The organism is Arthrobacter sp. 10N43 (assembly GCF_056394525.1).
Map to the genome: position 1 here is coordinate 1 of NZ_JBFTIA010000014.1, position 19,992 is coordinate 19,992.

General features: G+C 67.6%; 22 protein-coding genes, 6 tRNA genes and 1 riboswitch. Of the genes, 11 read left to right on the plus strand and 17 right to left on the minus strand.

From position 1 onward, the window contains the following. Positions 1–196 precede the first annotated feature (196 nt). The 15 genes from hisF to AC1DDO_RS19400 all read right to left on the minus strand — a co-directional run bounded on the left by hisF (position 197) and on the right by AC1DDO_RS19400 (position 12,298). Positions 197–973, minus strand: a complete 777-nt coding sequence (hisF, locus tag AC1DDO_RS19330; protein ID WP_390203010.1) for an imidazole glycerol phosphate synthase subunit HisF — start codon at positions 971–973, stop codon at positions 197–199. Between the two features lie 60 nt (positions 974–1,033). Continuing rightward, on the minus strand, positions 1,034–1,876 hold the full coding sequence (gene hisG, locus AC1DDO_RS19335; RefSeq protein ID WP_476869082.1) for an ATP phosphoribosyltransferase: 843 nt from the start codon (positions 1,874–1,876) through the stop codon (positions 1,034–1,036). 104 nt (positions 1,877–1,980) lie between these two features. Next, positions 1,981–2,244 carry a phosphoribosyl-ATP diphosphatase gene (locus tag AC1DDO_RS19340; protein ID WP_018772463.1) on the minus strand — a complete coding sequence of 88 codons (264 nt, stop codon included), beginning with the start codon at positions 2,242–2,244 and terminating at the stop codon, positions 1,981–1,983. 142 nt (positions 2,245–2,386) lie between these two features. Continuing rightward, positions 2,387–2,872 carry a 6,7-dimethyl-8-ribityllumazine synthase gene (gene ribH, locus AC1DDO_RS19345; RefSeq protein ID WP_476972537.1) on the minus strand — a complete coding sequence of 162 codons (486 nt, stop codon included), beginning with the start codon at positions 2,870–2,872 and terminating at the stop codon, positions 2,387–2,389. A gap of 55 nt (positions 2,873–2,927) precedes the next feature. Further along, positions 2,928–3,590: a GTP cyclohydrolase II gene (gene ribA / locus AC1DDO_RS19350; protein ID WP_476972566.1), complete on the minus strand. Its 663-nt coding sequence runs from the start codon at positions 3,588–3,590 to the stop codon at positions 2,928–2,930. Positions 3,591–3,636: 46 nt separating this feature from the next. Beyond that, positions 3,637–4,347, minus strand: coding sequence for a 3,4-dihydroxy-2-butanone-4-phosphate synthase (ribB, locus tag AC1DDO_RS19355; RefSeq protein WP_476972538.1), 711 nt, complete (start codon positions 4,345–4,347; stop codon positions 3,637–3,639). Next, positions 4,344–5,048, minus strand: a complete 705-nt coding sequence (locus tag AC1DDO_RS19360) for a riboflavin synthase (RefSeq protein WP_476972539.1) — start codon at positions 5,046–5,048, stop codon at positions 4,344–4,346. The genes ribB and AC1DDO_RS19360 overlap by 4 nt, the downstream gene beginning before the upstream one ends. Next, positions 5,048–6,313 (minus strand): bifunctional diaminohydroxyphosphoribosylaminopyrimidine deaminase/5-amino-6-(5-phosphoribosylamino)uracil reductase RibD, encoded by a 1,266-nt coding sequence (ribD, locus tag AC1DDO_RS19365; protein ID WP_476972540.1) that lies wholly within the window; start codon positions 6,311–6,313, stop codon positions 5,048–5,050. Before ribD ends, AC1DDO_RS19360 begins: the two co-directional genes overlap by 1 nt. Beyond that, a complete protein-coding gene (pnuC, locus tag AC1DDO_RS19370) occupies positions 6,310–7,029 on the minus strand; it encodes a nicotinamide riboside transporter PnuC (protein ID WP_476972541.1) in 720 nt (239 codons plus the stop codon). The genes ribD and pnuC overlap by 4 nt, the downstream gene beginning before the upstream one ends. A 94-nt stretch (positions 7,030–7,123) precedes the next feature. Continuing rightward, a riboswitch (FMN riboswitch) is annotated at positions 7,124–7,275 on the minus strand. A gap of 110 nt (positions 7,276–7,385) precedes the next feature. Continuing rightward, positions 7,386–8,042: a ribulose-phosphate 3-epimerase gene (gene rpe / locus AC1DDO_RS19375; protein WP_476972542.1), complete on the minus strand. Its 657-nt coding sequence runs from the start codon at positions 8,040–8,042 to the stop codon at positions 7,386–7,388. 81 nt (positions 8,043–8,123) lie between these two features. After that, positions 8,124–9,719, minus strand: coding sequence for an RsmB/NOP family class I SAM-dependent RNA methyltransferase (locus tag AC1DDO_RS19380; RefSeq protein ID WP_476972543.1), 1,596 nt, complete (start codon positions 9,717–9,719; stop codon positions 8,124–8,126). After that, positions 9,716–10,636 (minus strand): methionyl-tRNA formyltransferase, encoded by a 921-nt coding sequence (fmt, locus tag AC1DDO_RS19385; protein WP_476972544.1) that lies wholly within the window; start codon positions 10,634–10,636, stop codon positions 9,716–9,718. Before fmt ends, AC1DDO_RS19380 begins: the two co-directional genes overlap by 4 nt. Further along, a complete protein-coding gene (gene def / locus AC1DDO_RS19390) occupies positions 10,633–11,205 on the minus strand; it encodes a peptide deformylase (RefSeq protein WP_476972545.1) in 573 nt (190 codons plus the stop codon). Before def ends, fmt begins: the two co-directional genes overlap by 4 nt. 89 nt (positions 11,206–11,294) lie before the next feature. Then, the gene (locus AC1DDO_RS19395; RefSeq protein ID WP_441409831.1) at positions 11,295–12,140 is read right to left on the minus strand and encodes a cytochrome; all 846 of its coding nucleotides are present in this window, start codon (positions 12,138–12,140) and stop codon (positions 11,295–11,297) included. A gap of 86 nt (positions 12,141–12,226) precedes the next feature. Continuing rightward, positions 12,227–12,298: transfer RNA gene (locus AC1DDO_RS19400), tRNA-Val, on the minus strand. 423 nt (positions 12,299–12,721) lie between these two features. Here AC1DDO_RS19400 and AC1DDO_RS19405 point away from each other — a divergent pair. From AC1DDO_RS19405 to AC1DDO_RS19430, 6 genes are all read left to right on the plus strand, one after another. Beyond that, positions 12,722–12,794 (plus strand) — tRNA-Gly (locus AC1DDO_RS19405). A 46-nt stretch (positions 12,795–12,840) separates the two neighbouring features. Beyond that, positions 12,841–12,911: transfer RNA gene (locus tag AC1DDO_RS19410), tRNA-Cys, on the plus strand. Positions 12,912–12,950: 39 nt separating this feature from the next. Next, positions 12,951–13,025 (plus strand) — tRNA-Val (locus tag AC1DDO_RS19415). Positions 13,026–13,085: 60 nt separating this feature from the next. Then, positions 13,086–13,158: transfer RNA gene (locus AC1DDO_RS19420), tRNA-Gly, on the plus strand. Positions 13,159–13,207: 49 nt separating this feature from the next. Continuing rightward, positions 13,208–13,282 (plus strand) — tRNA-Val (locus AC1DDO_RS19425). Positions 13,283–13,530: 248 nt separating this feature from the next. Then, positions 13,531–13,800: an antitoxin gene (locus AC1DDO_RS19430; RefSeq protein WP_476972546.1), complete on the plus strand. Its 270-nt coding sequence runs from the start codon at positions 13,531–13,533 to the stop codon at positions 13,798–13,800. A 192-nt stretch (positions 13,801–13,992) separates the two neighbouring features. On the opposite strand, the gene zapE is transcribed toward AC1DDO_RS19430, so the two are convergent. Then, the gene (gene zapE / locus AC1DDO_RS19435; protein WP_026536986.1) at positions 13,993–15,030 is read right to left on the minus strand and encodes a cell division protein ZapE; all 1,038 of its coding nucleotides are present in this window, start codon (positions 15,028–15,030) and stop codon (positions 13,993–13,995) included. 225 nt (positions 15,031–15,255) lie between these two features. Between zapE and AC1DDO_RS19440 the strand changes: the two genes are divergently transcribed. The 3 genes from AC1DDO_RS19440 to ybaK all read left to right on the plus strand — a co-directional run bounded on the left by AC1DDO_RS19440 (position 15,256) and on the right by ybaK (position 17,270). After that, complete coding sequence (locus AC1DDO_RS19440) at positions 15,256–16,176, plus strand: sulfurtransferase (RefSeq protein WP_476972547.1); 921 nt, start codon at positions 15,256–15,258, stop codon at positions 16,174–16,176. Between the two features lie 94 nt (positions 16,177–16,270). Beyond that, positions 16,271–16,744, plus strand: coding sequence for a SufE family protein (locus AC1DDO_RS19445; RefSeq protein WP_476972567.1), 474 nt, complete (start codon positions 16,271–16,273; stop codon positions 16,742–16,744). A gap of 28 nt (positions 16,745–16,772) precedes the next feature. Next, positions 16,773–17,270, plus strand: coding sequence for a Cys-tRNA(Pro) deacylase (gene ybaK / locus AC1DDO_RS19450; RefSeq protein WP_476972548.1), 498 nt, complete (start codon positions 16,773–16,775; stop codon positions 17,268–17,270). A gap of 99 nt (positions 17,271–17,369) precedes the next feature. Here ybaK and AC1DDO_RS19455 read toward each other — a convergent pair whose 3' ends face one another. Then, positions 17,370–18,773 (minus strand): alpha/beta hydrolase family protein, encoded by a 1,404-nt coding sequence (locus AC1DDO_RS19455; protein ID WP_476972549.1) that lies wholly within the window; start codon positions 18,771–18,773, stop codon positions 17,370–17,372. A gap of 179 nt (positions 18,774–18,952) precedes the next feature. Here AC1DDO_RS19455 and AC1DDO_RS19460 point away from each other — a divergent pair, with 179 nt between their 5' ends. Then, positions 18,953–19,441 carry a hypothetical protein gene (locus tag AC1DDO_RS19460; protein ID WP_390202991.1) on the plus strand — a complete coding sequence of 163 codons (489 nt, stop codon included), beginning with the start codon at positions 18,953–18,955 and terminating at the stop codon, positions 19,439–19,441. Positions 19,442–19,455: 14 nt separating this feature from the next. Further along, entirely contained in the window at positions 19,456–19,983 is a 528-nt protein-coding gene (msrB, locus tag AC1DDO_RS19465; RefSeq protein WP_476972550.1) for a peptide-methionine (R)-S-oxide reductase MsrB, read from the plus strand. Positions 19,984–19,992 lie beyond the last annotated feature (9 nt).

Here is a 19,992-nt window from a genome sequence, read left to right on the forward strand (position 1 = left end):
CACCGCCGAGGACCTCAACACCATCGCCGACAAACTCAACAACCGGCCCCGGCCCACCCTGGACCTCGAAACCCCAAAGCAACGCATGCGCCAACTAATCGCCACCGCGGCCTAAACCCCGATGTTGCAACGACCAATTGACTTTGGACCTGCGGGATGGGCGCTGAGTGACCCCGCGTTGCTTTAAGCGAGTGGCTTAGCGGACCTCGAAGCCGGCCTCGCGGATTGCGGCCTTGACCTGGGCGATCATGTCGAGGGGCCCGAAGTGGAAGACCGAGGCCGCCAGGACAGCGTCGGCGCCTGCGGCCACTGCCGGCGGGAAGTGCTCGGGTTTGCCGGCGCCGCCGGAGGCGATGAGCGGGACCTTGACCCCAGCCCTCGCCAGGCGGATCAGTTCCAGGTCAAAGCCGTCCTTGGTGCCGTCGGCGTCGATCGAGTTGAGCAGGATTTCACCCACCCCGCGGTCGGCCGCCTCCTTTGCCCACGCGATGGCATCGATTCCGGTCCCCTGCCGTCCGCCGTGCGTGGTCACTTCAAAGCCCGACGGCGTGGGCTCTGAGCCCGGGCGCGTGCGCCGGGCGTCGAGGGAAAGCACCAGGACCTGGGAACCGAAGTGCCGGGTGATCTCGTCGATCACATCCGGCCGGGCCACGGCCGCGGTGTTGATGGCAGCCTTGTCCGCCCCGCAGCGCAGCAGTTTGTCCACCTCGGCGACGCCGCGGACGCCGCCGCCGACCGTCAACGGGATGAAGACTTCCTCGGCGGTGCGGCGGACGACATCGAACGTGGTCTCCCGGTTGCCGGAGGAGGCAGTGACGTCCAGGAAGGTCAGCTCGTCGGCGCCGCTGTTGTCGTAGCGGTGCGCCAGTTCCACCGGGTCCCCGGCGTCGCGCAGGCCTTCAAAGTTGATGCCCTTGACCACGCGGCCGGCATCGACGTCGAGGCACGGGATGACGCGCACGGCAACAGTCATGACTTCTCCTGTTATTTGTTGGAGGGACGTGTTTGCTGGAGGGAGGTGGCCGGTGGATGCTCAGATGCGGCAGGCGTGGATGCTGCTGACCAGGATGGCGCGGGCGCCGAGGTCGTAGAGCTCATCCATGATCCGGTTGGTTTCCCGCTTGGGGACCATGGAGCGGACGGCCACCCAGTCCGAATCGCGCAGCGGCGAGACGGTGGGCGATTCCAGGCCCGGAGTCAGTCCGGCGGCCTGTTCGACAAGTTCCTTGCGGATGTCGTAATCCATGAGCACATACTGCCGCGCCACCAGGACGCCCTGGAGCCGGCGGATCAGCACTTCAGTGGCCGGGTTCTGCTCGCCCTTGCGGCCGATCAGCACCGACTCGGAATTCAGGATCGGCTCGCCGAAGATCTCCATGCCGGCAGCCTTGAGCGTGGTGCCGGTCTCGACGACGTCGGCAATCGCGTCCGCGACGCCGAGGCGCACGGAGGATTCCACGGCGCCGTCGAGGCGGACCACCTTGGCGTTGATGCCGCGCTCGGCCAGGTAGCCGCGCAGCAGTCCGTCGTAGCTCGTGGCGAGGCGCTTGCCCTCGAGCTCGGCGACGGTGGTGAAGTCGCCTACCGGGCCGGCGAAGCGGAACGTGGACGCGGCGAAGCCCAGCGGCAGCAATTCCTCCGCCTCGACCTCTGCGTCGAGGAGCAGGTCGCGGCCGGTGATGCCGACGTCGAGCGTTCCCTGCCCCACGTACACGGCGATGTCGCGCGGGCGCAGGAAGAAGAATTCAATGTCGTTGTCCGGGTCCACCATGACAAGCTCGCGGGTGTCGCGGCGCTGGCGGTAGCCTGCCTCGGCCAGCATGGCCGCGGCAGCTTCGGACAGGGATCCCTTGTTTGGGACGGCAACTCTAAGCATGGGAAAAGTCTCTCTTGGGTGTGGAAGTCTCTGTGGGGGCACATCGGCCACGCGGTGCACGGGATCCGCCAGGGAAGTCATGGCGGATTCCGGTGCGGGCGCGGCTACAGATGCTTGTAGACGTCTTCCAGAGTGAGTCCTTTGGCGAGCATCAGAACCTGCAGGTGGTACAGCAGCTGCGAAATTTCCTCAGCTGCGGCTTCATCGGATTCATACTCGGCAGCCATCCAGACCTCGGCTGCTTCCTCCACGACCTTCTTGCCGATGCCGTGGACTCCGGAATCCAGTTCGGCGACGGTGCGGGAGCCTTCCGGGCGGACGGCTGCCTTTTCACTCAGTTCTGCGAACAGCGACTCGAAATTCTTCACGCCCCCAAGCCTACTTGCTCCCGGCGCGGGAACGCCTGCCGGGCCGTTGCATGACGGACGGGATGTGAGGCACTACACAAAACACAGCCGGCGCGGAACGCCAGGGTGGCCTCCGCGCCGGCTCTTGCTGGAGCCTGGGTGCTCAGCCGAACTGCTTGAGGGTCACTGCCGTGGCCAGGGCAGCGGTGACCGCCTCGTGGCCCTTGTCCTCGGTGGATCCCGGCAGGCCGGCCCGGTCGATCCCCTGCTGCTCGGTATCGCAGGTCAGCACGCCGAAGCCCACGGGGACACCGGTGCGGACGCTGACCTCGGTCAGGCCCAGGGTGGCTGCCTCGCAGACGTATTCGAAGTGCGGCGTGCCGCCGCGAATGACGACGCCGAGCGCCACGACGGCGTCGAAGTGCGGTGCCAGGCGGGCCGCCGCGACGGGGAGTTCAAAGGTGCCGGGGACCCGCAGGACGGTCGGTTCGCTGATGCCGGCCTCCTTCGCGGCGCGCAGGGCGCCGTCGAGCAGTCCGTCCATGATTTGGGTGTGCCAGCTTGCGGCCACGATGGCCAGTTTGAGCTGCGAGGTTTCCTCGGGCTTGAAGGTGCTGAGGTCGATCTGGGGGGCGCCGTGGCCGCTCATTGGTTAATCCTTGCTGTTGGGTCTGGTGGGTGGGACGGCCCGGGGGGCCACCCGGTCAGTCGTGGTCGGGCTCGAATCCGGCCATTCCGGCGGCCGGCGCGGGTTCACCGTCCAGGACCAGGCGGTGGTCCATCCGGTCCTTCTTGGTCTGCAGGTAGCGGATGTTCTGCTCGCGCGAGGGAACCTCGGTGGGGACCATCTCCACTACCCTGACCCCTGCCCGGGCGAGCCGGTCCTGCTTGTCCGGGTTGTTGCTCAGGAGCCGGATCTCATGGAGGCCCATCTCTGCAAGGATCTGGGCCGCGGCCTTGTAGCAGCGCGCGTCGACCGGCAGCCCGAGCTGTTCGTTGGCCTCCACGGTGTCAAACCCGGCTTCCTGCAGGGCGTAGGCCTTCATCTTGTTCGCCAGGCCGATCCCGCGACCCTCCTGGCCGCGCAGGTACAGCAGCGTGCCGCCGAGTTCGTTGATCAGCTCGAGGGCATAGGCCAGCTGCTCGCCGCAGTCGCAGCGGTAGGAACCGAACACGTCGCCGGTGAGGCACTCGGAATGGAGGCGGACCAACGGGGCCTGGCCGTCAGTGGGGGGCATCGGCGAACTGACCGCCAGGTGTTCCGCGCCGGTAGCCAGGTCGGTCCAGGCCTGCGCCACGAAATTGCCGAAGGCGGTGGGCAGCTGGACGATGGGTCCTGCGCTGACCGGATGCGGTTGGCGCGCCATGGGCATCTCTTCTCGGGTCTTCGAAGTCGTCACTTTTTCTCCTCCATCAGACGGGGTCCGTTGCGTGGCTGCCGTGCTGCCCCGCCTCGAGGTAGGCCACCAGATCCGCAATCGAAATCAGGGGGCAGCCATGCTCGATGGCGAAGCCACGCAATCCGTCCAGCCGCATCATTTCTCCGTTGTCGTACACCAGCTCTGCTATCACTCCCACGGGCTCCAGGCCCGCCAGCCGGCACAGGTCCACTGCCGCCTCAGTGTGGCCGGGACGTTCCCGCACTCCCCCCTTAACGGCGCGGAGGGGGAAAACATGCCCGGGACGGGTCAATGATTTCGGCTGGCTTTGCGGGTCGGCCAGGATCCGTGCCGTCAGGGCGCGGTCCGTGGCGGAAATTCCGGTGCTGACACCCACCGCCGCGTCGCAGGACACGGTGTAGGCGGTGCCCTTGGCGTCCTCATTGACTGCCACCATCGGCGGCAGCGCAAGGGCGTCGGCGCGGTCGGCGTCCAGCGGTACGCAGATCACACCGGAGCTGTAACGGACCGTCCAGCCCATCAGTTCCGGGGTCGCGTGCTCGGCGGCGAAGATGATGTCGCCTTCGTTCTCGCGGTCCTCGTTATCCACCACCAGGACCGGCCGTCCGGCGGCCACGGCGCTGATGGCGTCCTCGATCGGGTCCAGGCCTACCCGGCCGGCATCTGGGGTGACGGCGCCGAGCGCCTCTGCCAGGCCGTGGGCGGGATCTTTGACGCGGCTCATTTCGTGGCCCCTTCCGAGAGTGCTGCCTCGCCTGCGGGCACCGCGGCTGCTTCTGCGGCAGCGTCGGGCGCCCGGTGCGCGGCGGGGCCGGTTCCGCCGGCAAAGGACAGGAGGCGTTCGGTGTACTTGGCCAGGACGTCGACCTCGAGGTTGACGTGGCCGCCGACTGCCTTCTGGCCCAGCCCGGTTTCGGCCAGGGTTGTGGGGATCAGCCCCACTTCGAACCACGGTGCCCGATCGTTGGCCGGGCTCACAGTGGTAACGGTGAGGGAGACGCCGTCCACGGCGATGGAACCCTTTTCGGCGATGTAGCGGGCCAGTCCGGCCGGCACTCCAAACCGGAGCCGGTCCCAGTTGCCGAGGCCCTCGCGTTCCAGGAGCCGGCCGACGCCGTCGACGTGCCCCTGGACCACGTGGCCGTCCAGCCGCCCGCCGGCGGGCACGCAGCGTTCCAGGTTGACCGGATCGCCGGCGGTGAGTTCCCCGATGGTGCTGCGGTCAAGGGTCTCGCCCATGACGTCGACGCTGAAGTCCCTGCCGTCGATCTGCGTGGCGGTAAGGCAGACACCGTTGACCGCGATGGAACCGCCCAGGGCGAGGCCGTCCGTGGTGCCGGGCGCGTGGAGCCGAACGGTGGCGCTGTCCCCGTTGCGTTCAACGGAGAGCACCTTTCCCTGCTCGGCGATAATTCCGGTAAACATCAGTTGCCTCCTGCGGCGGTGTCCGCGCCGGTGCGGTGCGGGGTTGTATCGGATGAAGTAGGGGTGGCGGCCGCGACAGCCGCGGTGGCTGGTGTGGCCGGGGCAGCCGGGGTGGCCGCCGTGGCCGGGACAGCCGGGGCGACTGCCGTGGCCGGGCGAAGATGCAGCCGGAGGTCGCGGCCGAGGGCCTGGACGGCACCCCCGGAGGCCGGGTCCCATTCCCAGTGTTGGGCGTCGGCCAGGGTGGCGATGCCAAGGTCCTCCAGGGCCGCGGTGCCCGAGCCAAGGAGCGTCGGCGCCAGGTAAACGATGAGCTCGTCGACCAGGCCCGCCGCAAGGAACGCGCTCAGCACGCGGGAGCCGCCCTCCACCATGAGGTGCCTGACCCCGCTGTCGAACAGCTGGTCCAGGGCCTCGCGCGGGTCGCGGGTGGCAAGGTGCAGGACGTTGCCGTCTGCCCCGTGGATGGCGGCGTCCTCGGGAATCCCCCGGTACCCCATGACGGCGCGCAGCGGCTGTTTGCCGGCCGCCTCGCCGTCGGCGTTCCGGGCCGTAAGCCGCGGGTTGTCGACGAGGACTGTCTGGGTGCCCACCAGGATCGCGTCAATCCTGCCCCGCAGTGCGTGATTGTCCGCGAGCGACTCCGGGCTGGAGATCCACTGGCTGGTGCCGTCGCTGGCGGCGATGCGGCTGTCGAGGGTCTGCGCGATGTGCAGGGTAACGAAGGGCCGTTTGGCGTCGACGGCGTCGAACCAGCGCCGGTTCAGGTCCAGTGCGGCGTCGGCGGCCAGCCCGGAGCGGACCCGGACGCCCGCGGCGCGGAGCGTCACGGCGCCGCCGGCGGCAGGATCGTGGGGGTCATCAATGGCATAGATGACGTCGGTGATGCCGGCGTCGATGATGGCCTGGGCGCAGGGGCCGGTCCGGCCGCAGTGGTTGCAGGGTTCCAGCGTCACCACCATCGCGGCGCCGCGCAGGTCCTGGCCCGCCGCCGTCGCCTGGGTGATGGCATCAGCCTCGGCATGCGCGGTCCCCGCTCCCCGGTGGTAGCCGGTGGCGAGGTGCGTTCCGTCGGGCCCCATAATGACGGCGCCTACGAGCGGGTTGGCGCCCCGAGGGCCCTGCGCGGCGGCGGCGAGGGCATCCTGCATCGCAGCATTTTCGGCAGCGCTGAATTCGCCAATGCTGGATTCGGCGGCGCTGGATGGGCGGACGGCGTCGGGCACGCCGATTGCGGCCGTCGCGGCGGGCTGTGAGCCGCTCATGCCCTGAGCGCCAGGTCGGGGGCCGGGTCATCGGATGCTGCCGTGGCGGAAACTGCTGCGCCGGAGAGTGCGGCGACCCTGGCCGCGCGCCACCAGACAAAGAACCCGGCCAGCGTGAAGAAGCCGTAGAACAGGTACATGAAGGCGCTGGCGAAGTACCCGGCGCTGAAGAGCAGGGGGACGCCTACGATGTCGACGGCTACCCAGATGAGCCAGAACTCCGTCCAGCCGCGCGCCATCCCGTAGGTGGCGAGCAGGGACCCCATGAAGGTCCAGGCGTCGGCCCAGACCGGCGGGTAGGAGCCGAGCGAATCGAAGACCGGGGTCAGTGCCAAGGTGCCGGCCACCAGCGATGCTGCCAGGAGCAGCCGGGTCTTGTTGCTGGCCCAGCGTGGCGCAATGGCTTCCGCGGCGCCGCTTGTGTGTGCGGCCTGCCGCCAGCGGTACCAGCCGTAGACGGCGACGCCGATGAACATGACCTGGCGACCGGCCTGGCCCCACAGCGTGGCCGGCGTCGCCGAGCCGAAGACATTGCCGAGGAAGACGGTCAGGAGCAGGAGATTGCCGGCGATGCCGACGGGCCAGGCCCAGACCCGGCGGCGCATGCCGCCCAGGGCGCCGGCGAGCCCAAAGATGTTGCCAAGCACTTCGCGAAGAATCAGGACAGATCCGCCTACCGGGATCTGTGCTTCGAAGAGCCATCGCAGAAAGTCCATGTGTCTGTCGTTCCTTCCCTCAAGAACCGCGATGGCTCCGGGGGTATACGACAGCACAATTATGCGGTGCCTTCTGGGCACCGCCGTAACAGCTGTACGTGCTTCTCTCATCCAGACTTTAACTGTCGGTATCGGAATTTCACCGATTCAACCGTTTGCCGGTGTCCCTCCCGAAGGAAGGCGCTGGCGCGCGGGTCGCGGACTGTCACCGCCGGTTCGGACTTACACCGACCCCGGAGCACGTATGTGTGTTGCTATTCTGACACAACCCGGACCGGTCTCCGGCTATTCCCGGTCGCGGAAGTTACGGTCTGAGTCATCTTTGCGTGGCAGCTCCCCCGGGGACCGCCGGACCCTCAGCGGCTCCCGGCCGCGCGGAGCCGTTCGATCGCGTCCGCCGGGTCCGCGGCGCCATATACGGCCGATCCGGCGACGAAGACGTTTGCTCCCGCTTCCGCCGCACGCACGATCGTCTCCTCGGTGATGCCGCCGTCGACCTGCAGCGCCACGCCCACGCCGGAGCCGTCAATGGCCGCGCGGGCCCGCCGGATCTTCGGCAGCGTCAGGTCCAGGAATGACTGCCCGCCGAAACCGGGCTCAACCGTCATGATCAACAGCAGGTCCAGTTCCGAGAGCATGTCCAGGTAGGGCTCCACGGGGGTGCCGGGACGCAGTGCCATGCCGGCCTTGGCGCCGCGGGCCCGCAGTTCCCGCGCGAGTTTGATGGGCGCGATCGAGGCTTCGGCGTGGAACGTCACTGAGGCGACGCCGGCGTCGGCGAAGCCCGGCGCCCAGCGGTCGGCGTCGGCGATCATCAGGTGGGCGTCCAGCGGCACCGGGCTGACGGCCTGGATGCGCTGCACTACGGGCAACCCGATGGTCAGGTTGGGCACGAAGTGGTTGTCCATGACGTCCACATGCACCGCATCGGCATTGCTGATGCGGCGCAGTTCGGCTTCAAGGTTGACGAAATCTGCCGAAAGGATGCTCGGGTTGATGCAGCACTGGGCCATGGATGTCCTTCGTGTTCGTACTCAGCTGGTTCGTTATGGCTGGTTCTTTTCTAGGTATCAGTGCCCCAGTATCGGTGAAGCTCAGGCCTTCTTGTGAATCAGCGCCAGGAACATTGCGTCCGTGTGGTGCACGTGCGGCCAAAGCTGCGCGGTGAGCTCATTTCCGGCCTCGAGGTGGCCGGTGAGGCTGACGCTGTCCAGCACGGCGCCGGCGTCGAGGAGCTCGAGGTCCTCCCGCTTACGCAGGACATCACTCACGACGGCAGTCGTCTCCGCCGGGTGCGGCGAGCAGGTGACGTACGCCACCACGCCGCCGGGTTTGACGGCGTCGATCGCTGAGTTGAGCAGCTGGCGCTGCAGCGGACCAAGGTCTACGAGGTCCTTGGGCGTGCGCCGCCAGCGTGACTCCGGGCGCCGGCGCAAGGCGCCCAGGCCGGTGCACGGGACGTCGACGAGGACGCGGTCGAAGGATTCCGGCTGCTCCGCGCCAATCTCACGGCCGTCGCCGGTTCTGACTTCCCAGGCCTCCCGCGGGACGGCCGAGAGGGCTTGGCGGACCAGTTTGGCACGGTGCGGGGCGAATTCGTTGGCCAGCAGGTGCGCGCCGCGCTGCCGGGCGAGGGCTCCGAGCAGGGCGGCCTTGCCGCCGGGGCCGGCACAGAGGTCGAGCCAGCGTTCCCCCGCGCCTCCGCTGTCCGTTCCCGTATCTCCGTCTGCGCCGGGATTCCCGCCGAGGTCGACGGCGGCCATGGCCCGTGCCACGAGCTGCGAACCGACGTCCTGGACACGCGTGCTTCCGTCGCGGACCGAGGCAAGCCGGCCGAGGTCTCCGCCGCTGGAGAGGGCCGAACCCTCGACGAGTTCACCCGGGGTGGCCCCGCCTTCCAGGGCCTCGTCCAGGCTGCCGACGCCGGGCAGCGCCACAAGGTTCACCACGGGCGCGGCGTTGTCGGCCTCGAGGAGCGCGTCAATCTCGGCAGCCGACCGGCCGTGGGCCACGAGCGATTGGCGGAGCGCGCGGACGATCCACTCCGGGTGGGCGTAGCGGATGGACGCGATCCGGGTGGCATCGGTCTCGGTGCTGAGCAGCAGCTCAAGCCATTCTTCAAGGGTGCGTGCTGAGACCTTTCGCAGCACGGCATTGATCAGTGCCGAGGGCCCGGCGCCGATCACGGCCCGGGCCAGGCCGACAGTCTGGTCCAGGGCGGCGTGGGCGGGCACGCGCATGGCGAGCAGCTGGTGAACGCCGATCCGGAGCGCGTCCAGGATGGCCGAATCCAGTTCGTCCAGCGGCCGGTCAACGCATCGCGCCAGGATCGCGTCATATGTGCCTTGGCCGCGGAGGGCGCCGTAGCTGAGCTCGGTGGCAAAACCGGCGTCGCGCTTGTCCAGCCCGTGGTGCCGGATCCGGGCCGGCAGCACGAGGTTCGCGTAGGCGTCCTCGGACGCCACGGCGCGGAGCACTTCGAAGGCAACCAGCCGGGCGGGATCGGCGCGGCGGGTGCGCTGTGACGGTGCGTTCTCGGTGAAGCCGCGCTGTGGGCCGCGGTTGCGTTCCCGGCCCTGGGCGTTGCGGATGCTGCCGTCACGTCCCCGGCCGCTCTGGCCACCGCCCTGCCCGGCGCCGCGCTGAGGGCCCCTGCCTCGGCTGCTGCCGCTGGTCCCGGACTCGCTCATTCGAATACCACGCTTTCAAGTGTTGCCTGCCCACGCGCCCAATCAGCGGCGGTCATCATTTTCTTGCCCGCGGGCTGGACCCGGGTCAATTCCACGGGGTGCGACCCCGTGCCTACAAGGACGCGTTTCCCGTCCATGGCCAGCTGTCCGGGCCGAAGCGCGGCGGACTCCGGGGCGGGTTGCACCGGTTCCAGCTTGATCCGTTGGCCATCGAGCAAGGTCCAGGCTCCGGGCTCCGGCGTGACGCCGCGGGCCCTGCGCCCGATCGCCAGGGCGGGCTGCCGCCAGTCGAGCCGGCCGTCCTCGAGGCTGAGCTTGGGTGCCAGGCTGACCTCCCCCTGTTGCGGCATCGCGACGGCCTTGCCGGCGTCGATGGCGGACAGCGTCTGGGCCAGCAGGACGGCGCCGCTGTGGGAGAGCCGTTCCAGCAAGGCCCCGGCGGTGTCGCCGGGGTGCACGGTCTCCGTGAGCGTTCCGAAGACGGGACCGGTGTCCAGCCCCTCTTCGAGACGGAAGGTCACAGCACCGGTGACGTCGTCGCCTGCGATGACGGCACGCTGCACGGGGGCGGCGCCGCGCCAGGCCGGGAGCAGGGAGAAGTGCAGGTTCACCCAGCCGTGGCGGGGAACGTCCAGGGCGGCACGGGGAATCAGGCCGCCGTAGGCGACGATCGCCGCGACATCCGGGGCCGTGGCGGCAATGCGGGCGGTGACCCCGGCCTCCACTTTGGCGGCGTGGATGACCTCGATGCCGAGCTCGGCGGCCCGGGCCGCCACCGGCGACGGCGTCAGGACCCGTTTGCGTCCCAGCGGGGCATCAGGTCGGGTGAGGACAGCGACGACGTCGAACCCGGCGTCAACAAGGGCGTCCAGGGAGGGCACGGCGACGGCGGGGGTCCCCGCGAAAAGAACCCTCACGGGTTGAGCCCGAAGCTGGACCCGCCAAAGCTCGTCCCGACGTTTTTCGCGCGCTTGGTTGTGGTCTGTTCCGTAATGGCGTCGTAGTTGGCATTGCGGATGGCGCGCAGGGCGGCCTTCCGGTCATCGCCCTCCAGCCGGTCCGTGTAGAGGATGCCGTCCAGGTGGTCGGTCTCGTGCTGGAAGCAGCGCGCCAGCATGTCCTCGCCCTCCACCGTGACGGGGTTCCCATGAAGGTCCACGCCGGTCACGCGGGTATGGCGATACCGGCGCACCGGGAAGCCGAGGCCCGGGATGGACAGGCATCCCTCCACCTGGTCCGGCTGGAAGTCCTCGCTGTTTTCCAGCACGGGGTTGATGATGTGCCCCTCAACCCCGCCGATCCGGTAGGTGAAGACACGCAGGCTCACACCGACCTGGGGCGCGGCCAGGCCTGCGCCCTCGACATCCTCCATGGTTTCAGTCATGTCGGCGACGAGCTTTGCCAGTTCAGGCCCGAATTCCGTCACGGGATCGGCGACTGTGCGCAACACAGGATCGCCGATGATGCGGATATTCAAAATGGCCATGTGCAGTCTGTCCTCACGGTGGTCGGCTAGGGATCCAGTCCAGTTTAGTTGCAGCTGCCGGGCCAGCGCTCCGGCTCAGGGTTCCCGGCTCAGCGCTTCACGGGAGGTGCCAGCGGGAGCAGCGCCGCTCCGGCGGTTGCCGTATCGGCGGACATCTCCCAGACGCGGCGCAGCGCGCAGAATTTCCACCAGTGATGCTTCAGGACATCGGGGTTGGCCCGCTGCGGACGGACTTCGGTCTCGCCCACCGCCACCGCCAGGAGGATCGGGGATTCACCGTGCTGCCAGGCCTCCCACTCCCCCGCCACGGGATCGACCAGGCTCTCCTCTGCCTTCATGCCGGCGACGAGCTGCATGACCACCTTGTCATCCAGCGGCTTGACGGTGCCGTCGCGGCTGGTGCCCTTCGTCTTGTAGTCGATGAGGCACGTCCTGCCGTTGATCTTTGCCACGAGGTCCAGGGTGCCGGCGTAGCCGACCGTCTTGTTCCACACCGTAATTTCCGGGGCGATGGGCTCAACCTGGAACAGCTCCCACCATTCGTCGAAGCGCGCCGCGAAGGCTTCCTCACCGTTGGCGGCCAGCGCCTCCCGCGTTTCCTTCATCTGGTGCGGCCGGCCGAGCGCACGCAGCGCAACCTGCTCACAGTAGTTGTGGACCCGGTCCCCGCGCTTAGCTGCCTCGTCCCGGTACGACTCCGCCGCCTTGGCTGCGCGGCTTACGGCCTGGCGCAGTTTGGCGGGGCTTCCAAGGATGCCGGAGAGCTCGGGATCCTGGGCCAGGCTGTTCGCGCCCATGTATCCAAACCAGCCATCCAGGCCATGAGGCTGCTGGCCGATCACCGTGGTGATGGAGGGGACGGAGAACTGTGCCGATGTGGAGCGGGCGTACATGCGGCCGTAGTCAGTGGCGTGGGCGAGGAGTGGAGCGGTCATATGAAGACTCTTTCACGGGGGTCAGACAACGGTGAAAAGCAAAATGGCCCACCCCGCTGAGTCAGCGGAACGGACCATTTCGTTAGTGGGCGATACTGGGTTCGAACCAGTGACCTCTTCGGTGTGAACGAAGCGCGCTACCACTGCGCCAATCGCCCTAACGACATTGAATGCTAGCCCACCCGGACGGATTTTAGAAATCGGCCAGCAGAACCCGGCCGCACCTCGGATCCGCACTCCCTTCACCAGTGCCGAGGTCCCGTGTCTGCGAGGCAGTCATATTGCTCAGCGTCTTCGCCCTATCTCCATGACGCTTTCTCTACGACGCTTTCTCTACGGCCCAGTCTTTACGGTCCGCTGCATCCAGATCCGCATTCAGCTGCGACTTGTTCCGCGGCTCGGGAGGAGTGCGCTAATTACAGCGCTGTAATTAGCAAAATCCCCTAGAAATCAAGGAAGTAGGGACATCGAAGGAAGGCCGACGCGTCTCGATTTGTAGATTCTCTGAACCTCCTATAGAGTTCTTACTCGTTGGAACGCGAGGAAATGCCAAATGCGGCAGGGAAATGCACTCCAACAATGCGGACGTAGCTCAGCTGGTAGAGCACCACCTTGCCAAGGTGGATGTCGCGAGTTCGAATCTCGTCGTCCGCTCGCAGGACACTGTCACGGCAAAGGTTCTTCGGAATCCTGTCTACACGGTGGGTTGGCCGAGAGGCGAGGCAGCGGCCTGCAAAGCCGTATACACGGGTTCGAATCCCGTACCCACCTCGGTGAAAACCCTGGTTTCCGGTTCCGACCGGATGCAAGGGGCGATTGGCGCAGCGGTAGCGCGCTTCCCTGACACGGAAGAGGTCACTGGTTCGATCCCAGTATCGCCCACCAAAGCAAGGCAACTTGCTTGATGCAGCACCACCGGCCCAGCCGGCAAGGACTTCATAAATTGCGGACGTAGCTCAGCTGGTAGAGCACCACCTTGCCAAGGTGGATGTCGCGAGTTCGAATCTCGTCGTCCGCTCTGTTGTGTATTAGATTCACAAAAATCCACTCCGGATTCTTCCGGTTGCGGGCGATTGGCGCAGCGGTAGCGCGCTTCCCTGACACGGAAGAGGTCACTGGTTCGATCCCAGTATCGCCCACCATCAAGCAGCTCTCCGGAGCTGCTTTTTTCATGCCCACAACCGGAGCGGCCCGCGCCCGCGGCGCCTCAGCGCCCGTCCCGCAGCGGCACTTGCCCCGCGAACCCCACGCCGCCCGTTCCCCGACCGGGCCACAAGACTCTTGACAGCGCCGACTTCGGGAAGCGGATCAACCCTTGGCACGATCTTCTGCGGCAGTTACTATCGAAGCCGGAGGAGCGATCTGGCTCCGCGACCGAAGGGAGGTGCCCGTGGGTTTACTTGACGATCTGAAGGGCAAGGCTCAGCAAGTCATTGGTGGCAACGAAGAGACCATCAAGGACGGCATCGAGAAGGCCGGCGATTTCGTCGACTCGAAGACCGGCGGCAAGTACGCCGATCAGGTCGATGCAGTGCAGAAGGGTGCTTCCGACTTCGTGGACAAGGCAGACGACGAGCCCAACGAGGCTCCTGTCGCCAATCAGCCGCCCGTCGCGGAAGAGCCCCCTGTAACCGGTGAACCCCGGCAGCAGGGCCTCTGACCCAGGTACGTCAGCGAGGTGTCGGTCCCGCCGGGAGGCGGCGCCGGCACCTTCGGCGTTTAAGGCGCCTTAAAGAACAACGCGGAGTCACTCCGCGCCCATCCGGTAGGTCAGGAGGGCGCGGAATGACTCCGCGTTGCTGTGTGCAGTGGGAGCGCCACAAGCCGGGTAAGCCGGGTGGGCCCGGAGCGGCTACGACGGTTCGTGGTTTTGGCCCTCGCGGGCCAGCGCCGTGAGCCGGGAGACGGCGCGGAAGTACTTCTTCATGTACCCGCCGGTCATCATTTCCTCGGTGAAGAGCTGGTCGAACGGCACACCGCTGGCAAGGATGGGCACGTCCTTGTCGTACAGCCGGTCCGCCAGCACCACGAAGCGCAGCGCCACGGCCTGCTCGGTGATCGTGTGCACGTTCTTCCAGACGACGCCCTCGATCCCCTCCAGCAACTGGCGGTAGCGGCTTGGGTGCACGCCGGCCAGGTGGTTGATCAAGGTGCTGAACTCATCGCGGGCCACTGTCTTGCCGTCGAATTCGGCATGCATCTGGTGCGTCAGGTCATCGTTGCGCAGCGGCGCGGGCGCGGCCGGCAGGCCGCGATGGCGAAAGTCCTCGCCGTCGATCCTCACGACGTCGAACTGGTCGGCCAGCACCTGGATCTCACGGGCGAAGTCGACGGCCGCGAAGCGCCCGTCGCCCAGTGAGCCCGGCAGGGTATTCGAGGTTGCGGCGAGCTTCACGCCGGCGTCGGCGAGTTCGCGCATCAGCCGGGACATGAGCACCGTGTCGCCCGGGTCGTCGAGCTCAAATTCATCGATGCACACGAGCTTGTAGTGGCTGAGGGCCTCCACGGTCTTGCGGAAGGACAGCGCACCGACCAGGTTGGTGTATTCGACGAACGTGCCGAAGGCCTTGGGCCCGGGCGCGGCGTGCCACAGCGATGCCAGCAGGTGGGTCTTTCCCACACCGAATCCGCCGTCGAGGTAGATGCCGGCGCGGGACGTGTCCTTCTTGCCGAAGAGCCGCTTGAACAGGCCGTCACCGTCGCGCGCGCCAACACCGGCCGCGAAGTGCTGCAGGGCGTGGACCGCGTGGGCCTGGCTGGGCTGGGCGGGATCGGGCCGGTAACTGGCAAACGACACCTCACCGAACCGCGGCGACGGATAGAACCCATTGAGGAGTTCGTCCACGGAAACTGCCGGCGTACGGGCGGCGAGCTGTTCGATCTGTACCAAGGTGGTCCGTTCTGCTGGTCTTGTCCCCAGCAAGAATACCGGCAAAGAATGGCCGGCCTGCGTGCGCGGGCGCGAACGCGGCGCAGGCGTGAGCAAGGCCACATTTCCCCGTATGAACCCGGTGGAGCATTCCCGCCGGCCCGTGACTAGTGTTGTAACAGGCCCGGCGCCGCGCACGCTTTCCGCGCCCGGGCCTCCTGACCGTTCCAGTGAAAGGCCATCGAAATGTCCTACCCCGTTGAACAGAACGAGAAATTCTCCGCCTACGCCCACCCCGAGCGCCTGGTATCCACCGAATGGCTCGCAACGGAAATCGAGGCCGGAGCCCTCGACGGCGGCAACCTGGTGGTGGTCGAGTCCGACGAAGACGTCCTGGTGTACGAGACCGGCCACATCCCGGGGGCCGTGAAGATCGACTGGCACACCGACCTCAACGACGAAGTGACCCGCGACTACGTCGACGGCGAGGCCTTCGCCGCGCTGGCTGCAGCCAAGGGGATTTCCCGGGACAGCACCGTGGTGATTTACGGCGACAAGTCCAACTGGTGGGCCGCCTACGCCCTGTGGGTTTTCACGCTGTTTGGCCACGAGGACGTTCGGCTCCTGGACGGCGGCCGGGACAAGTGGATCGCCGAGGACCGGGCGCTCTCCACCGAAACAACCGTCCCCTCCCCCGCCCACTACCCCGTCGTGGAGCGCAATGACGCCCCGATCCGGGCGTTCAAGGATGACGTCCTGGCCCACTTCGGCAAGCCGCTGATCGACGTCCGCTCGCCCGAGGAATACACCGGCCAGCGGACCCACATGCCCGCCTACCCTGAAGAAGGTGCCCTGCGCGGCGGCCACATCCCCACCGCGGCCTCCATCCCCTGGGCCCGCGCGGCCGCCGGTGACGGCACCTACCGCAACCGCGGCGAACTTGAGGCCCTGTACCTCGGTGAGGCGGGGCTCAAGGAAGGCGACGACGTCGTGGCGTACTGCCGGATCGGCGAGCGGTCCAGCCACACCTGGTTTGCGCTGAAGTACCTGCTGGGCTTCGAGACTGTCCGGAACTATGACGGTTCCTGGACCGAATGGGGCAATGCCGTGCGCGTCCCGATCGTCAAGGGCGCCGAACGCGGCACGGTTCCGGCACAGTACAACTGAGGGCACAGCACAACTGAACCGGAGCCACTGGCATCATGGGCCGAAACCGGACGCGACAGGGACACATTCGGCGCGCGTGCGTAAGCTGGGAATGATGAATACTTCAGCCCTCCCCGCCGCGCTGGCGGAAATTGTCGACGACTTCCAGGCCCTGACCGAAGCAGACCGGCTGCAGCTGCTCCTCGAGTTCTCACAGGGACTCCCGGAACTTCCGGAGCGGCTCCGGGACCACCCGGAGCTGCTGGAGCAGGTTGTGGAATGCCAGACGCCGCTCTTCCTCACCGTCGAGACGGAACAGGCCGACGGCGTTGAGCCGGAACGCGTCCGGCTCTACTTCAAGGCACCCAAGGAAGCCCCCACCACCCGCGGCTTCGCCGGGGTGCTCCATGAAGGACTCGACGGCCTCAGCGCCGCCGAAATCCTGGCCGTCCCGGACGACATGCCCGAACTGCTGGGCCTCACCCGGGCCATCACTCCGCTGCGCATGCGCGGGATGACGGCCATGTTGGGCCGGATCAAGCGGAAAGTCGTCGCGTCCGGAAACCGGCAGTCGCCGGCACAGTCCTGAGCCCAGGCGCCCGGACAGCCAAGGGAACATGGCACGCAAACACGCCTCGCAGGGAACTCCGGCCACCGCAGCACTCGCGGCCGCCGGGGTTCCCTTTGTCGCCCATCCCTACACGCATGACCCCAGCGTGGCCAGTTATGGCCTGGAAGCGGCGGATGTGCTCGGCGTCGACCCGGCCCGGGTCTTCAAGACGCTCATGGTCGACGTCGACGGCCGGCTCGCCGTCGGCGTCGTTCCCGTGAGCGGAAACCTGGACCTCAAGGCGATGGCCGCCGCCCTGGGCGGTAAGAAGGCCGAGATGGCGGACCCGGCCGCGGCGCAGCGCCGGACCGGTTACGTGCTCGGCGGCATCTCACCGCTGGGGCAGCGCCAGCCCTCCCCCACGGTGGTCGATGAGAGCGCCCTGGCGCTGCAGACCATCCTGGTTTCGGGCGGACGGCGTGGCCTGGACATCGAGCTGGATCCGGCCGAACTCATCCGCCTCACGGCTGCCCGGACCGCCAGGATCGGCACCCGGCGCGACTGACGGCCGTAGTCGGCGTCGAGACGGCAGATCACGGCAGTGCCAGCGCGAAACACTGCCGTGTTCTGCCGTTTCGGCGGGGCCGCTGGTTCGGCGGGGCTGTTAGTTAGATGCCGCGTTCCCGGCCGCCGGCTCCTGGCCGCCGGGGTTGGCGCGGGGGGCCAGCTGCAGCCGGAGCCACGCCGTGACCTGCCGCTCCCACCGCTCCGGATCCACGTTCCATTCCTTAGTGTGCAGGGCCCGGTCGAAGGGCTCGAACGTGACCATCTCAGGATTTTTTTCGGCCAGCACGGCAGAGGGCCCGTAGGGGACGTATTCGTCGTCCACGCTGTGCACAATGAGGGTCGGCGTCCGCAGCTCCACGGCCCGCGAAACCCAGTCCATCGCCTTGAGGTCAACGGGGGCGGCCAGCCCGGTCAACCGCCTGCCCAGGCGGTGGCTGAGCATCAGTTGCCCGTAGCGGCCCACGGACGACGGGATCCGGTTCAGTTCAGCGTGGTGGGCCAGCACATTGACCCAGTTGATCACCGGCGCGTCCAGGACCATTGCCCGGATCAGGTGGCGATGCCGGGAGAGGTCAGCCGTCTGGAGGCAGATCGCGCCGCCCATCGACCAGCCGAACAGGACTACCTCGCGGGCACCCTGCTGCAGGGCAAAGTCAATGGCGGCCTCGACGTCGCGCCACTCGGTGGAGCCCAGGCCGTAGCGCCCGTCGCTGGCGGACGGGGCCAGTCCGTCGTTCCGGTAGGAGATCAGAAGACTGGACATGCCCAGTTCCCGGGCCGGACGAAGAGCGCGCAGGCCCTCCAGCCGGGTGGCGCCCCGGCCGTGGACCATGATCGCCCAGACGTTCGGTTCCTCATCCCGCGGTTCCGCATCCCGCGATGCCGCATCCTCCGCTTCAACGTCCCCCGACGCCGGCGCTGCGCGGACCAGCCAGGCCGGCGCCGTGCCGGCATCGACGTCGATCAGCACGTCCTCCACCGGGAGCCCCATTGCCGCCGGGTCCGGATAGGCAGCCCCGCTCCACCAGCCGCGCCGGACCGTGGCCAGGTCCCCGCTGTAGACGTGCTCCACCTCGCGGAGGACTGTGCGTTCGGCGGGCGAGTAGGACAGGATCCGGCCGATGCGCGCGTGGCCCCGGCCGCCGTCGAAGAAGAAGCCATAGACGCCGTCGACCGTCGAATCCGGGGTGGCGGCGAGAATGACCTGCAGCCCCCGCCCCTCGCCGATCACCGCCAGCACCTCCTGGTCCTCGGCGCGGAACCTGGCCGGAGTGATGACGCGGCGGGCGAAATACAGGGCGAGGGCGGACGACCCGGCGGCGAGCACGCCCGCGGCGGCGCTGCCGCCGATGATTCCCCCCAGCGCCCATTTGGCGCTCCCCGACGGCGAGGGGCCAGGGGCGGCCGCAACGGGGACCGCTTTCCCCCGGGGCACAGACCGGGCGGCGGCGCGGCGGAGGTCGGGGCGAGGGTCCGGGCTGAGGCGCAAGGAGGATGCCATGGCACCATTCTGACGGAACTCCGGCGCAACCACGGCATTGCTGCTGCTCAGGCAACCAAGGCAACGGGTTGCGCCGGCACAGACACAGGCACAGACACGGCCACGAACACGGGCACAGACACGCAGGCTCTGCGGGGCACAAGCATGCGGGGCAACACGAGCGCGACTAGGCTGGGGTCATGAGTGATCCAATCGTCATTTTGACAGAAGAGCCCCTCGGTGCGGATGACCGCGTCAACATTGAAACCCTGGTTGCCGGCGGTGATTCGCCCCTGCTGATCCTGGTGCCGGCCAACACCGAGCGGCACCTGGTGGTGGATTTCCTGGAGAACCTTTCCCTGCTTGAAATCGCCAAAGCCTTCCGCGAACTGACTGCACACTCCGATCCCGCCGGTGAGCGGGCCGAAGCAGCCGACACCCTGGCCGCGTCGCTGGCCGCGCTGGCCGGCCTGGGCGGCGGTGTCACGGGCGAAGTCGTCGAGGGCAAGGCCGTCGACGGGCTGGTTGCCAAGGTCAAGGAACTCAGCGCCGGCCAGGCTGTGGTGATCACCCGTCCGCACGCTGTCGCCGACACCTTCCACACAGACTGGGCCACCAAGGCTCAGGACAAGCTCGGCCTGCCCGTCCTGCATCTGTACGCCGGTTCGGGATTTATCGGGGACTCCTGAGCGTTATTTAGGCTATGAGCATCTTTAACAGGTCCAAATCCATGCCCCAGGCCATTCCCGGCGCAGCGTCTGCCGCCGACCCCGCCGGCGATCCTGCCGGTGCGCCTGACGGACAGCAGCCCGCGGCCGGGCAGCCGGCCGGAAAGACCGATGCCCAGTGGCGCGAGGAACTGACCCCGGAGGAGTACCGCGTGCTCCGCCAGGCCGGCACCGAGCGTCCGTACACCGGCGAATACTGGGACACCCACACCCGGGGCGTCTACCAGTGCCGGGCCTGCGGCACCGAACTGTTCACCAGCAACGAAAAGTTCGACTCGCACTGCGGCTGGCCCTCTTTCTGGGCGCCGCTCGCCGAGGGCACCGTGCGCTACATCCATGACCGCACCATGGGAATGGACCGGGTGGAGGTCCGCTGCGCCACCTGCGATTCCCACCTGGGCCACGTGTTCGACGGCGAGGGCTACGGCACCCCCACGGACCAGCGGTTCTGCATCAACTCGGTCTCATTGAAGCTGGTTCCCGCGGACGACGCCGGGAAGTAGCCAGGCAGC